The following is a 12,626-nucleotide window of genomic DNA, read 5'->3' on the forward strand; positions in this document are numbered from 1 at the left end:
GGAACCAGATCGTGACCAAACGCACGTCTGCCAAGTACAAGCTCGACCGCCGCATGGGCGAAAACATCTGGGGTCGTCCGAAGTCCCCGGTGAACCGCCGTGAATACGGCCCCGGCCAGCACGGCCAGCGCCGCAAGGGCAAGCTGTCCGATTTCGGCCTTCAGCTGCGCGCCAAGCAGAAATTGAAGGGCTATTACGGCGACCTGACCGAAAAGCAATTCCGCCGCATCTATGCCGAGGCAGAGCGTCTGCGCGGCGACACCGGTGAGAACCTGATCGGCCTGCTGGAAAGCCGTCTGGATGCCATCGTGTACCGCGCGAAGTGGGTTCCGACCGTCTTCGCCGCACGCCAGTTCGTCAACCACGGCCATGTCACCGTGAACGGCAAGCGGGTCAACATCGCTTCCTACCGCGTCAAGGAAGGCGACGTCGTGCAAATCCGCGAGAAGTCGCGCCAGCTGGCACTCGTCATGGAAGCGATGGGTTCGTCCGAGCGTGACACCCCCGAATATCTCGACTGCGACAACTCCAAGCTGTCCGCCGTGTTCGTGCGCAAGCCCTCGCTGGGTGATGTGCCCTATGCGGTTCAGATGGAACCGAACCTGGTCGTGGAATACTACGCGAAGAACTGATCTTCGCAGTCTTGCGATTTCGATGGCCGTGTCCCGCAGGGGGCACGGCCATTTTCGTTTCAGGGGATCAGCGCGGCGCCATGCGGATCGCGCCGTCCAGCCGCACGACTTCGCCGTTCAACATGGAATTCTGCGCCATATGCGCGACCAGTGCCGCATATTCCGATGGTTTGCCCAAGCGGGCCGGGAACGGCACCTGTGCGCCCAGCGAATCCTGCGCCTCCTGCGGCAGGCTCTCCAACATCGGGGTCAGGAACAGGCCGGGTGCGATGGCATTGACCCGGATGCCGGACCGCGACAGATCGCGTGCCATGGGCAGGGTCATGCCGACGATGCCGCCCTTGGATGCGGAATAGGCGACCTGTCCGATCTGCCCCTCGAATGCCGCAACGGAAGCCGTGTTGACGATCAGGCCACGCTCACCGTCCGCTGTAATCGGATCGGCCTGTATCATGCCCGCAGCCGACTGGCTGGCGACGTTGAAGCTGCCCATCAGGTTGACCGCGATCGTCTTCGCGAAGGCATCGGGATCGTGGGACTTGCCGTCGCGGTCTACGGTCTTGATCGCCCAGGCGATGCCCGCGCAGTTGATGCAAATCCGCTCCTGCCCATGGGCATCGCGGGCGTTTTTCAACGCGGCGGTCACGCTGGCGGCGTCGGACACGTCCACGGCGACGAAGGTGCCGCCGATATCGCCGGCGACCTTTTGACCGCGCTCCTCATCCCGATCCAGAATGGCGACGCGCACGCCCTGCTCAGCCAGCGCACGTGCCGTGGCCTCCCCCAGACCGGAGGCGCCCCCGGTAACGACGGCGGCGATTGAATTGTCCAGTTTCATAGTGGTCTCCCCTTCATTTTGAGGGGGATTGTCCACACCCCAAGGGGGAAGTCCAGCCTAACCTGTAGCAGTTTTCGCGCCTCTTTTGGCCTGGTCGCCGAACTGTTTCGCCAGACTCTCGATATCGTTGCCCGTGACCTTTGGAATGATGCGATGGGTGGCGTTCACGAAGCAGAACAGCGCGAAGCCGAGCAGCCCGATACATACCGCGATCACCAGAATCTGGCCGTAGGCTTGCTCATGCAGCCATGAGAATGCTTCACCGACGCCACCGGCCTTTTGCGGATCGGCGGTCAGGCCGGCATAGGTGATGAAGCCACCGATCAGGGTGACGATAACCCCCTGCGCCGCGACGCCGGCCCGCAGCATCGGATCCCAGTTGCGGGTGAAGTGGTTGGAGGCGAGCACCTCCCTGTACTTACGCTTCCACGCCTTGTGCAGATAATAGAGCCCCGCCCCGATCGTCACCAATCCGGCAAGGGCAACCAGTGCCCGCCCGGCTGGCAGGGCCATGACCCCGGACACCGCGGCCGACAGCCCGGAACCGCTGCCGCCGTCGCTGAGTTTGAACAGGGCGATGACCGCCAGAATTCCGATCGTCAGATGCAGCGTTCCGGTGACGAGCATTCCTGTCCGCGCGATGATCCCCTTCGCATCGGTGCCGTAATCCTCCAGATCGTAGGTCGCATCCACGACACGCCAGACCGCATAGGCCAGCATACCGAGCGCGATCAACACCAGAACCGGAATGCCCCATGCGCTGTCGCGGATCGAGGAAAGCGCCTCAGACGTGCCCGCAGCGTGCCCGCGCGCCCACAAGGTATAGAGCGAGACCCCCGCAACCACGAGGTAGACGATCCCCCGCCCCGCATATCCGGCACGCATTACGGGAATGGACCAACTCAGATCGTCCTTGCTCATCACATCGCTCCTGTCAGAATTGGCAGTATAACCCGACAGAAGCGTGCAGAGTTCCAAGCCGGTCCAAACGACGTGTCAGGACATCTGGCGCGCAATCAGCATTTTCTGGATATCCGAGGTGCCTTCGTAGATCTGGCAGACCCGTACATCGCGGTAGATCTTCTCGATGCCATATTCGCTGAGATACCCATAACCGCCCAGAGTTTGGATCGCGGCGGAGCAGACGTTTTCCGCCATCTCGGAGGTGAAGAGCTTGGCCATGGCGGCCTCACGCAGGCAGGGCGTGCCCGCATCCTTCATCCGCGCGGCGTTCAGCACCAATTGGCGCCCGGCCTCGATCTGCGTTTCCATATCGGCCAGTCGGAATTGCACCGCCTGATGGTCAAAGATCGCCTTGCCAAAGCTCTGCCGTTCCCGCGCATAGCTCAGCGCCGCGTCGAAGGCTGCCTGTGCCATGCCCACCGCCTGCGCCGCGATGCCGATCCGCCCGGTTTCGAGTGAGGACAGCGCGATGCGGTAGCCCTCGCCCTCCTCCCCGATCCGGTTCTCGAAGGGGATTTCCATGTCGTCGAAGGTCAGGGCACAGGTGTCAGATGCCCTTTGGCCCAGCTTCTCCTCGACCTTCGCGACCAGAAAGCCGGGGGTGTCGTTCGCGACGTAGAAGGCCGACAGCCCGCGCTTTCCGGCCTCCGGATCCGTGACGGCAAAGATGATCGTCGCCCCACCGATCCGGGCGGAGGAGATGAATTGCTTGGCACCGTTCACCACGTAGCGGTCGTTATGCTTCACGGCCCGCGTGCGCAGGGCGGAGGCGTCGGAGCCTGCGTGGCTCTCCGTCAAAGCGAAACAGCCGATATGCGCCCCGCGCGCGGCGGGCTTCAGCCACGATTCCTTTTGCGCGTCGCTGGCGAAGCGGTCGAGGATGGCGAGGAACGGCGCGTTGTGCACGCTGACCATGGTGGACACCGCGCCGTCGCCCTTCGCGATTTCCTCCAACGCCAAGGCATAGCTGACGTAATCGGCCCCGACGCCGCCCCATTCCTCGGCTATGGTCATGCCGAGGAAGCCCAGTTCTCCCAGCTCCGCCCGCACTTGCGGCTCGATCTCCGCCGCTGCCTCACGGGCCATGGCACCGGGGGCAAGGCGGTCGCGGGCAAAGGCGCGGGCGGTGTCGCGGATCATGGTCTGGTCGTCGGTCAGCATTTTTATGTCCTGTGGTCAGGGAAGAAGGCGTTCGAATAGTCGGGTATCATCGCTGCGCGATCGGTCCACCTGCTTTTTTCCAGCCTGCGAAACCATCCTCGATATGGGAGACGTTTTCGAGCCCCATATCCTGCGCCGCCTTGGCCGCCAGCGCGGATCGCCAGCCCGACGCGCAATAGAACACGAAGCGGTTGCCGGTCTGGAAGGCCTCCTTTGCATAGGGGGAGGCCGGGTCGATCCAGAATTCCAGCATTCCGCGCGTGGCGTGAAAGGCGTCGGGGATCATGCCGTCGCGGCTCAACTCACGCGGGTCGCGTAGATCGACGAAGGTGACACCGGCCTGGCCGTGCAGCGAGAGCGCATCGGTGGCGGGCATGTGGGCGACCTGGCTGTTGGCCTCGGCCACCATGTCTGCAACAGGACGGATGCTCATTGTGTCGGCCCGCCGTTTTCCTTCCATTCGCCGAAGCCGTTTTCCATGGCGCGCGCATCGTCCAGCCCCATGGATTTCGCGGTCTGGGCGGCCAATGCGGCGCGACCGCCGCTGGCGCAGTAGAATACATAGGTTTTCGATGGGTCCGCGAAGGCGGCCTTGGCCGAGGGCGCGCTCTGATCCACCGCGAATTCCAGCGTTCCACGCGGGATCGCCTCGGCCCCTGCGATGGTGCCCTGTGCGGTTTCGGGCGGTTCGCGCACATCGACGAAGGTCACGTCGTCGCGACCGTGAAGCTCCATTGCATCCGCAACGCTGATGGTGGGCACGTCCGCCTTGGCGGAGGAAACGCGGTCCTTGAGGCTTGTCATATCGAGTTCGTCCTTTCAAATGCGGGCCGTGATCGCCGCTGATAATCCGGTGCGTGCGACCCGGCGGGTTGAAGATCAGCGAGCCAGCAGACGAATGCGCCGCCAAGCTCACTGACCGCTCCCGACAGAATATAGGAGTTCTCCGTTACTCCGACAGGGGCTGGAAAGGATAGTGGCTGGAACGTCGCTTTCGGGGTGAACAGAATGCGATGCGGAACGACATCCTCCACGCGCATTGGACCGGCATCCATGGCGCTTTGCATCAGGCGGCTGAAGTTAGCACGGCCCAGCGATCACAGGGCTGACCGCCCGCCGGAGCCGGGGCACATCTGCGCAAAGTTGCACAGATGTCCAGCCCGGTCCGGTACGGTGGTCAGATGGCGGGATGCCTTCTCAGTCACGCTCCTTCTCAGTCACGTTCGATGGCCAGGGCGGTGCCCTCACCCCCGCCGATGCAGATCGCGGCTAGCCCGCGTTTCAGGTCGCGTTTTTCCAGCGCATTGAGCAGGGTCACGATGATCCGAGCCCCCGACGCCCCGATGGGGTGGCCCAGCGCACAGGCCCCGCCATTCACGTTGACCTTATCGTGGGGCGCGCCGGTTTCCGCCATGAAGGCCATGGGCACGACAGCGAAGGCTTCGTTTACCTCGAACAGGTCCACGTCGTCGATGCTCCACCCCAATCGGTCGAGCACGGTTTTTGTGGCGGGCACGGGCGCGGTGGTGAACCAGCCGGGGGCCTGGGCGTGGCTGGCATGCCCCATGATACGGGCGCGGATGGTCAGGCCACGGGCCTTCGCCTCGGATTCGCGCATCAGCACCAATGCAGCCGCCCCGTCCGAGATGGACGAAGCGTTCGCCGCGGTCACGGTGCCATCCTTGCGGAAGGCCGGCTTGAGGGTGGGGATCTTGTCCGGTCGCGCCTTGGCGGGCTGTTCGTCGGCGGCGACGATGCTTTCACCCTTGCGGGTCTGTAGCGTGACGGGGGTGATCTCCCCTTCGAAATCCGCCGCCAGCGCGCGTTCCAGCGAGGCGAGCGCGTAATCGTCCTGCGCCTGGCGGGTGAACTGGAACTTCTCGGCGCAATCCTCGGCGAAAGTGCCCATCAGACGGCCCTTGTCATAGGCATCCTCCAGCCCGTCGAGGAACATGTGGTCGATGGTTTGCCCGTGGCCGAGCCGCGCCCCGCCGCGCATGTTGGGCAGCAGGTAGGGCGCGTTGGTCATGCTCTCCATCCCGCCGGCCACGACAATTTCGCCATTGCCGAGCGCGAGCTGGTCATGTGCCATCATCACGGTCTTCATGCCGGAGCCGCACATCTTGTTGAGCGTGGTGGCGGGCACCCCCTCACCCAGACCGGCGGCGAAACCGGCCTGCCGGGCCGGGGCCTGACCCTGACCGGCGGGCAGGACGCAGCCCATCAGCAGTTCATCCACGTCCGCGGGATCGACGGCGCTGCCCGCAAGGGCCGCCGCAATGGCCGCGCCCCCCAGTTGCGAGGCGGTGACAGCCGAAAGCTCACCCTGAAAGCCGCCCATAGGTGTGCGCGATGCGCCGACGATGACGATTGGATCGTTCATGCAAGGTCCCCCGATATGGTTTACCGCTCTTGTGAACGGTCGTTCATATTATTCTGGCATGGCACGATTGCCCGATCAAGTCGGCAACATTGTACCCATACTCTTGGCGGGTCGGTGTCGCGTCCCATATAGGTGACTGAAAGTCTCATACCTTCCATTTCCATGACGACCGCTGCCCGTGCTATTCGGATGGCCTGGCCGCCTACCTTATATCGGGCCTGTATGCGGGCTCACCCGCCTGGAGATCTCATGGCCGATACCTCGACCCCACCCTATACCCCGCGCAGCCGATGGCTGGACCGGACCACACCGCCCCATATCATAACCCTCGTCCTGATCGCGGGGATCGGTGCGTTGAACATGAACATCTTCCTGCCGTCGTTGCCAACCATGGCCACGTGGTTCACGGCGGATTACGCGACGGTCTCACTGGCGATCTCGGCCTATATGGGGGCGACCGCGCTGTTGCAGATTTTCATCGGGCCGCTGTCGGATCGCTATGGCCGCAGGCCGGTCATGCTGGTTTCGACCGGCGTGTTCGTACTGGCGACGGTCGGGTGCCTGCTGGCGAAGAGCATCGAGACCTTTCTGGCCTTCCGTTTCCTGCAAGCGGTGATCGTAACGGGCATGGTGTTGAGCCGCGCCGTGGTGCGCGACATGGTCGGCCCGGACCGCGCGGCGAGCATGATCGGCTACGTCACCATGGGTACAGCCGTGGTTCCGATGGTCGGGCCGACGCTGGGCGGGCAGCTGGATCTGTATTTCGGTTGGCACGGCAGCGTCGCATTCCTGATCATGGCAGGGGTGGCGATGTACGCGTTGGTCTGGGCCGACATGGGGGAGACAAACCACACGCCATCCGCCTCGTTCGGGGCGCAGTTTCGCGCGTATCCCGAGCTTTTAACCTCACGCAGGTTCTGGGGATACGCGCTGGTCGCGGCGTTCGCGTCGGGGACGTTCTTCACCTTGCTCGGCGGGGGCCCGTTCGTGGCGACGGTCATATTGGGGCTGAATGCGGCGGAGTTCGGGCTGTATTTCGCGCTGATCGCGGTGGGCTACATGGGGGGTAATTTTCTGTCCGGCAGGTTTGCCGCGCGGGTTGGGCTGGACTGGATGATGGTGATCGGCGGTTGCACGGCTGCGGCGGGCACGATCATCGCCATCGTTCTGTTTGGCGCGGGTTTCCTGCATCCTATCGTGCTGTTCGGTCCGATGGTGCTGGTGGGAATGGGCAATGGTCTGACGTTGCCTTCAGCCAATGCGGGCATGGTCAGTGTGCGCCCGCACCTGTCGGGATCCGCATCCGGTCTGGGTGGCGCGCTGATGATCGGAGGAGGCGCGGCCCTGTCCGCGATCGCCGGCGCGTTGCTGAGCGTGGAGAGTGGCGTCTGGCCGTTGTTGCTGATTATGCTGGCCACGGCATTGCTATCGGTGCTGTGCGCGATCTACGTCATTCGCAGAAGCCGCAAGGTCGCACCGCTGCCGGCGGAGTAAGACACGTCTGCCAGCGGAGTAGGACGCTGTCCGATCAGGATTTGGCGGACTCGCTGGCGGATTGAAAACCCCGTCCCGTCGTTCTGCCCGATGCGGAACGCGGGGCTGTCGCCCCGTCACTCCTCACTCCCCCATGGCGATGCCTTCACGCCGGGGATCGGCCGCTCCTGTCAGGGAGCCGTCCGGTGCGATGGTGATGACGTGCAGCCCGCTGTTGAGGTTGCGCACATTCGTTTCCTGACCAAAACCCTGCAATCCCTCGATCATTTCGACGGCGTCGGTGCCTTCCTCCAGATCGGTGGTGCCGTTGCGATTGACGATGTGACCGGCATTGATCGCCGATTGCGGGTCCATGCTCATGTCGATCATCCGCACCAGCGATCCGGCCACGTAGTTGATGATCCGGCTGCCCCCCGGCGATCCGATCAGGATCGCGGGCCGCCCGTCCGTCAGCACGATGGTCGGCGCCATCGAGGACCGGGGCCGCTTGCCGCCCTCGACACGGTTCGCAACCGGGCCTTCATCGCCCTCAGGCCGGAAGGAGAAGTCGGTCAGCTCGTTGTTGAGAAGGAAGCCATTCGTCATCACCCTGCTGCCGAACCCGGTTTCGATGGTCGTGGTCATCGAGACCATGTCGCCGTAGCGGTCCACGATCACCATGTGCGAGGTGCCGGGCAGGTCCGGGTTCGTGTCCGGCGACCACAGCCGGGTTTCGTCCCAGGTGGGCGTTCCCGCCTGCGCCTGGCCCATGGTGGTGGCCGGGTCGATCAGATCGGCGCGACTGGCCAGATAACCCGGTTCGATCAACCCCTCGGTCGGCATGGCCACGAAATCGCTGTCGGCCATGTATTTGCCGCGATCCGCATAGGCCAGACGCGCGGCTTCGATATAATGGTGCCACGCTTCGGCCTGCGACATGCTGGAAAGGTCGAAATTATCGAGGATGCCCAGCATCTGTCCGACGGTCAGCGCCCCGCTGGAGGGCGGGCCCATACCGCACACCTCATGCGCGCGGTAGAGCACGCAGACAGGCGTCCGCTCCACCACCTCATATGCGGCCATATCGGCCATCGTCAGAATGCCGGGATTGGTTTCTGTGCGCACGGCCTCCACGATGTCACCGGCAATGGCGCCGGTGTAGAACGGGGCGATGCCCTCCGCCGCGATCAGGCGCAGCGTTCGGGCAAGGGCGGGATTGGTCAGCACTTCGCCCGCCTGACGTGGGGTGCCGTCCTCGTGAAAGAAATAGGCGGCGGTTTCGGGAAACAGGGCAAGGTCACGATCCGTCGCGCCCGCTATGCTGTCGGCCAGGCGGGGGCTGATCTCGAACCCGGTTTCCGCCGTCTCGATCGCCGGCTGGAACAGGTCGGCCCACGGGGTGCGGCCATGCTGCGCGTGCAGCCGGTCGAGCAGGGCGAGCGTTCCGGGCACCCCGACCGAGCGGCCTCCGGTCACGGCATCCCAGAATCCCACCGGCTGCCCGTCCTGGCCCAGCCAGTAATCCGGGGTGGCGGCCATGGGGGCCTTCTCTCGCCCGTCCAGTGTCGTCAGGCGTTGTTGCGAGGCGTCCCAGAACACCAGAAACGCACCGCCGCCCAGGCCGGAGCTTTGCGGTTCGACCAGATTGAGCATCAGTTGCGTGGCAATGGCGGCATCGGCGGCGGACCCGCCCGCGGCCAGAACGTCATAACCCGCCTGCACGGCCAGCGGATTGGCGGCGGCGATCATGAATTCGGATGCGGTCACCGCGCTCTGCTCGGTCAGGGCGGTGGTCCGCTCCGGCTGGGCGGAGGTGTCCTGCGCAGGGGCGATGGCAGGCACGGTAAACATGGTGAAGGCGAGCAGAATCTGTCGGTACATGTCGGAACCTCTCGATTGGTCTGCTGCTAAGATAGCGCGAGGCCGCGTCACGTCGTGCGTTTTCTGTATGGCGCGCCTGTCCGATCCGCTGTGACATTGCGAACGGGGCTTGACGCTGGCAGGCTGCGCGGGGCACGACCCAAGCCCGAGGGCCGCCGTGCGCGCGGTCTGCTGGGAGTCAAGAACATGAACGGTTTTTTCAAGTCTGTCTGCGCGGGCGCAGTGATCGCGGTACTGGCCGTGCCCACCATGGCGCAGGAGGTGACGTTGCGGTTTCAGCACTTCATCTCGAACGAAAGCGCGATCCCGAAATATTTCATGATCCCATGGGGTGCGACGATCGAGGAGGAAAGCGAGGGTCGCATTGATTTCGAGCTGTACCCAGCGATGCAGCTGGGCGGCGCGCCGCCCGCCCTCTATCAGCAGATCGCGGACGGTGTGATCGACGGCGGGTGGTTCTCGCCCGGCTACACCCCCGGACGCTTCCCAAGTGCAGAGGCGCTGCAACTGCCGTTCATGACCACGATGAACGCCGAGGAATCGAGCCGCGCCGCCTGGCGGTACTACACCGAGTTTCTGGAGGAGGAATTCGCAGGGATAAAGGTTCTGGCCATCCACGTGCACGGACAGGGCGTTGTCCACACGCGCGGCCTGTCGGTCGAAACGCTGGAGGATATGGCCGGGCTGAAACTGCGCGGTCCGTCGCAGCAGGCGAGCGCATTGCTGGAGGCGATGGGCGCCACGCCGATCGGCATGCCGGTCCCCGCCTTCCCCGAGGCTTTGAGCAAGGGTGTGGTCGATGGTGGCGTTATCCCGTGGGAGATCGTCCCCTCGCTGCGGGTGCACGAACTGGCCGACAGCCATACCGAGCTGGGCGGGGACCGTTCGCTTTATAACACGGTGTTCGTCTGGGCGATGAACCTCGACAGCTATAACGGCCTGCCGGACGATCTGCGCGCGATCATCGACGCGCATTCTGGGCTGGAGAGCTCGGCCTGGGCCGGGCGCGCGGCGAATACCGGTGACATTCCGGGGCGCGAAGCCGCCGTTGCGGCCGGAAATACCATGGTATTGCTGGACGAGGCGGAAACCGCGCGCTGGGCCGCGCTCGCCGATCCGGTGATCGCCGAGTGGATCGAGCGGATGGAGAGCCGCGACATGCCCGGCGCCCGGATGGTCGAAAGGGTGCGGGAACTGGTGGCTGAGGAAGAGGATCGGGAACACCTGTCGCGTTAAGGCTTCGCTCATGCAATCATGATCGTGTGCACCCCAAGGCATCAGAGACGTGATTTCGATCCGGGGTGTCGCAGGTGAAGGGAAAATTCGGCAAGTGGCGGATATTGAAAACGGGCGCGGGATCGAGCGCATTCTGGTCAGAACCCGAATGGTGGCATGGTTGATGTTCTTCGCCGGATGTCTGGCGGCGTGGTATGTGCTTTTCGTGTGGTCCTCGCATATGCAGGTCGGTTGGCTGGGCTTTCCTGGCATGACGACACAGATGTCGCTGGATACCGCGACGATTCAGGGGGGATTGGCCGGGCAGGGCGACATGCTCGACATGGACCGGTTCCTGTCGCTGTTTGCGATGTGGATGGTGATGATGGCGGCGATGATGCTGCCGACCTTCGTTCCGACGGCCCGCATCTTCATGGATCTGGTGGAGGCGGAAATCGCGCGGCCGGTGGGGCTGGCCGGGTTGGCCGTCGGTTATACCGGTGTCTGGATGGGTGTGGCCGCACTGTTGGCCGCGGTGCAGACTGGACTGGTCCATATCGGTCTGACCGGCCCCACGGGGCAGAACATGTCGCCGCTGTTTTCCGCAGTATTGCTGATCGTTGCGGGCCTGTATCAGTTCACCGAAGCCAAGGACCGCTGCGCCCACCTGTGCCGAAGCCCGATGAGCATGTTCCTGGCGGAATTTCGCCCCGGTCTGCGCGGCGGGATCGGGCTGGGGCTGAAGGCGGGGAAATATTGCGCAGTGTGCTGCTGGGGCCTGATCGCGCTCGGCTTCGCCGGGGGCATGATGAGCCTGCTCTGGATGGGACTGGCGACCGTTCTGATGGTGCTGGAAAAAACGCCGAAGATCGGTCGGTGGTTGACCGCGCCCATCGGGATCGGTCTGGTAGCACTCGGACTGGGGGTCGCGGGGCGCGGCTTTCTTGGCTGAGGGCTGAACAAATCTGCCCCGAAATCTGAGCCAAAAACGGAGGAAGACATGAGTTTCAACGCTTTGGTGGTTCGCAAGGACGACGAGGGAAAGACTTCGGCACAGGTCGAGCAGATCGAACTGGACGATCTGCCCGCGGGTGAGGTCGTGGTCACCGTCGAACACTCTACGGTGAACTACAAGGACGGCCTGTGCCTCGGGCCGGGCGGCGGTCTGGTGCGCGACTATCCGCATGTTCCGGGCATCGATCTGGCCGGAACCGTCGAAACCTCGGACGATGTGCGGTATTCCCCCGGCGACAAGGTGGTTCTGACAGGCTGGCGCGTGGGTGAGAACCGCTGGGGCGGTTATGCGCAAAAGGCACGGGTAAAGGCCGACCATCTGGTGCCGCTGCCCGATGGGTTGAGCACGAGCGACGCGATGGCAGTCGGCACCGCCGGGTTCACGGCAATGCTGGCGGTCATGGCGCTGGAGGATCACGGGCTGAAGCCTGGCACCGGCCCGGTTCTGGTCACCGGCGCGGCGGGGGGTGTCGGCTCGGTCGCCACCGCCATTCTGGCCGCGCGCGGGTATGAGGTCGCCGGTGTGACCGGCCGACCCGAAACCGCGGATTACCTGCGATCGCTGGGCGCAACGCAGATCGTCGCGCGTGAGGAGATCAACGAGACGGTAAAACGCCCGCTGGAGGCGGAGACCTGGGCCGGATGCGTCGATGCCGTCGGCGGTGCAATGCTGGGCCGCGTGCTGGGACAGATGAAATACGGTGCTTCGGTCGCGGCGGTCGGACTGGCCGGTGGTGCGGGTCTGCCCGCCACGGTGGTGCCGTTCCTGCTGCGCGGTGTGAACCTGCTGGGCATCGACAGCGTGATGCAGCCCTATGACAACCGCGTCCGTGCGTGGCAGCGTGTCGCCAGCGATCTGCCAATGGACAAACTGGCACAGATGATCCAGCCGGCGGGACTGGGCGATTTGCCGAAACTTGGCGCGGACATCCTGAAAGGTCAGGTGAAGGGCCGGGTTCTGGTGGACGTCAACGCTTGATTTCGGGCCTGGTGGCCGGGTCCGGTCACTGGGGCTGATTTCCGGCCTGATTTGGGGCCGATTTTGTGGTCGGGTCGCAATCTGCGA

Annotated in this window: 12 protein-coding genes; 5 read left to right on the forward strand and 7 right to left on the reverse strand. The window is 64.2% G+C overall.

Going from position 1 to position 12,626, the window contains the following annotated elements; all coding sequences use genetic code 11:
* The first annotated feature begins 11 nt into the window (after positions 1 to 11).
* Positions 12 to 632, forward strand: a complete 621-nt coding sequence (gene rpsD, locus H1S03_RS04955; RefSeq protein WP_166188693.1) for a 30S ribosomal protein S4 — start codon at positions 12 to 14, stop codon at positions 630 to 632.
* 67 nt (positions 633 to 699) lie between these two features.
* Here rpsD and H1S03_RS04960 read toward each other — a convergent pair whose 3' ends face one another.
* The 6 genes from H1S03_RS04960 to H1S03_RS04985 form a co-directional block, all read right to left on the reverse strand.
* Positions 700 to 1,470 carry an SDR family NAD(P)-dependent oxidoreductase gene (locus H1S03_RS04960; protein WP_185803427.1) on the reverse strand — a complete coding sequence of 257 codons (771 nt, stop codon included), beginning with the start codon at positions 1,468 to 1,470 and terminating at the stop codon, positions 700 to 702.
* Positions 1,471 to 1,527: 57 nt separating this feature from the next.
* The gene (locus H1S03_RS04965; protein WP_185803428.1) at positions 1,528 to 2,391 is read right to left on the reverse strand and encodes a DUF1206 domain-containing protein; all 864 of its coding nucleotides are present in this window, start codon (positions 2,389 to 2,391) and stop codon (positions 1,528 to 1,530) included.
* Between the two features lie 75 nt (positions 2,392 to 2,466).
* Complete coding sequence (locus H1S03_RS04970; protein WP_283811454.1) at positions 2,467 to 3,600, reverse strand: acyl-CoA dehydrogenase family protein; 1,134 nt, start codon at positions 3,598 to 3,600, stop codon at positions 2,467 to 2,469.
* A gap of 40 nt (positions 3,601 to 3,640) precedes the next feature.
* Positions 3,641 to 4,027, reverse strand: a complete 387-nt coding sequence (locus H1S03_RS04975; protein ID WP_185803429.1) for a rhodanese-like domain-containing protein — start codon at positions 4,025 to 4,027, stop codon at positions 3,641 to 3,643.
* Positions 4,024 to 4,398 (reverse strand): rhodanese-like domain-containing protein, encoded by a 375-nt coding sequence (locus H1S03_RS04980; protein ID WP_185803430.1) that lies wholly within the window; start codon positions 4,396 to 4,398, stop codon positions 4,024 to 4,026. The genes H1S03_RS04975 and H1S03_RS04980 overlap by 4 nt, the downstream gene beginning before the upstream one ends.
* A 409-nt stretch (positions 4,399 to 4,807) precedes the next feature.
* A complete protein-coding gene (locus H1S03_RS04985) occupies positions 4,808 to 5,977 on the reverse strand; it encodes an acetyl-CoA C-acyltransferase (protein ID WP_185803431.1) in 1,170 nt (389 codons plus the stop codon).
* A gap of 249 nt (positions 5,978 to 6,226) precedes the next feature.
* Between H1S03_RS04985 and H1S03_RS04990 the strand changes: the two genes are divergently transcribed.
* Complete coding sequence (locus H1S03_RS04990) at positions 6,227 to 7,471, forward strand: multidrug effflux MFS transporter (protein WP_185803432.1); 1,245 nt, start codon at positions 6,227 to 6,229, stop codon at positions 7,469 to 7,471.
* Positions 7,472 to 7,594: 123 nt separating this feature from the next.
* Here H1S03_RS04990 and ggt read toward each other — a convergent pair whose 3' ends face one another.
* The gene (gene ggt / locus H1S03_RS04995) at positions 7,595 to 9,331 is read right to left on the reverse strand and encodes a gamma-glutamyltransferase (RefSeq protein WP_185803433.1); all 1,737 of its coding nucleotides are present in this window, start codon (positions 9,329 to 9,331) and stop codon (positions 7,595 to 7,597) included.
* A 186-nt stretch (positions 9,332 to 9,517) separates the two neighbouring features.
* On the opposite strand from ggt, the gene H1S03_RS05000 reads away from it, so the two are divergent.
* From H1S03_RS05000 to acuI, 3 genes are all read left to right on the forward strand, one after another.
* Complete coding sequence (locus tag H1S03_RS05000) at positions 9,518 to 10,567, forward strand: TRAP transporter substrate-binding protein (RefSeq protein WP_185803434.1); 1,050 nt, start codon at positions 9,518 to 9,520, stop codon at positions 10,565 to 10,567.
* Positions 10,568 to 10,661: 94 nt separating this feature from the next.
* Positions 10,662 to 11,498, forward strand: a complete 837-nt coding sequence (locus H1S03_RS05005) for a copper chaperone (RefSeq protein WP_185803435.1) — start codon at positions 10,662 to 10,664, stop codon at positions 11,496 to 11,498.
* A gap of 48 nt (positions 11,499 to 11,546) precedes the next feature.
* Entirely contained in the window at positions 11,547 to 12,539 is a 993-nt protein-coding gene (acuI, locus tag H1S03_RS05010; protein ID WP_185803436.1) for an acryloyl-CoA reductase, read from the forward strand.
* Positions 12,540 to 12,626: the final 87 nt, after the last annotated feature.

The organism is Pontivivens nitratireducens, from assembly GCF_014235845.1.
Lineage (GTDB): Bacteria > Pseudomonadota > Alphaproteobacteria > Rhodobacterales > Rhodobacteraceae > Pontivivens > Pontivivens nitratireducens.

What these genes read in the sequence shown, in the direction of transcription:
- H1S03_RS04990 (WP_185803432.1), top strand. Translation starts at nt 6,227, where the DNA reads ATGGCCGATACCTCGACCCCACCCTATACCCCGCGCAGCCGATGGCTG.
- acuI (WP_185803436.1), top strand. Translation starts at nt 11,547, where the DNA reads ATGAGTTTCAACGCTTTGGTGGTTCGCAAGGACGACGAGGGAAAGACT.
- ggt (WP_185803433.1), bottom strand. Translation starts at nt 9,331, where the DNA reads ATGTACCGACAGATTCTGCTCGCCTTCACCATGTTTACCGTGCCTGCC.
- H1S03_RS04980 (WP_185803430.1), bottom strand. Translation starts at nt 4,398, where the DNA reads ATGACAAGCCTCAAGGACCGCGTTTCCTCCGCCAAGGCGGACGTGCCC.
- H1S03_RS05000 (WP_185803434.1), top strand. Translation starts at nt 9,518, where the DNA reads ATGAACGGTTTTTTCAAGTCTGTCTGCGCGGGCGCAGTGATCGCGGTA.
- H1S03_RS04985 (WP_185803431.1), bottom strand. Translation starts at nt 5,977, where the DNA reads ATGAACGATCCAATCGTCATCGTCGGCGCATCGCGCACACCTATGGGC.
- H1S03_RS04965 (WP_185803428.1), bottom strand. Translation starts at nt 2,391, where the DNA reads ATGAGCAAGGACGATCTGAGTTGGTCCATTCCCGTAATGCGTGCCGGA.
- H1S03_RS04975 (WP_185803429.1), bottom strand. Translation starts at nt 4,027, where the DNA reads ATGAGCATCCGTCCTGTTGCAGACATGGTGGCCGAGGCCAACAGCCAG.
- H1S03_RS04960 (WP_185803427.1), bottom strand. Translation starts at nt 1,470, where the DNA reads ATGAAACTGGACAATTCAATCGCCGCCGTCGTTACCGGGGGCGCCTCC.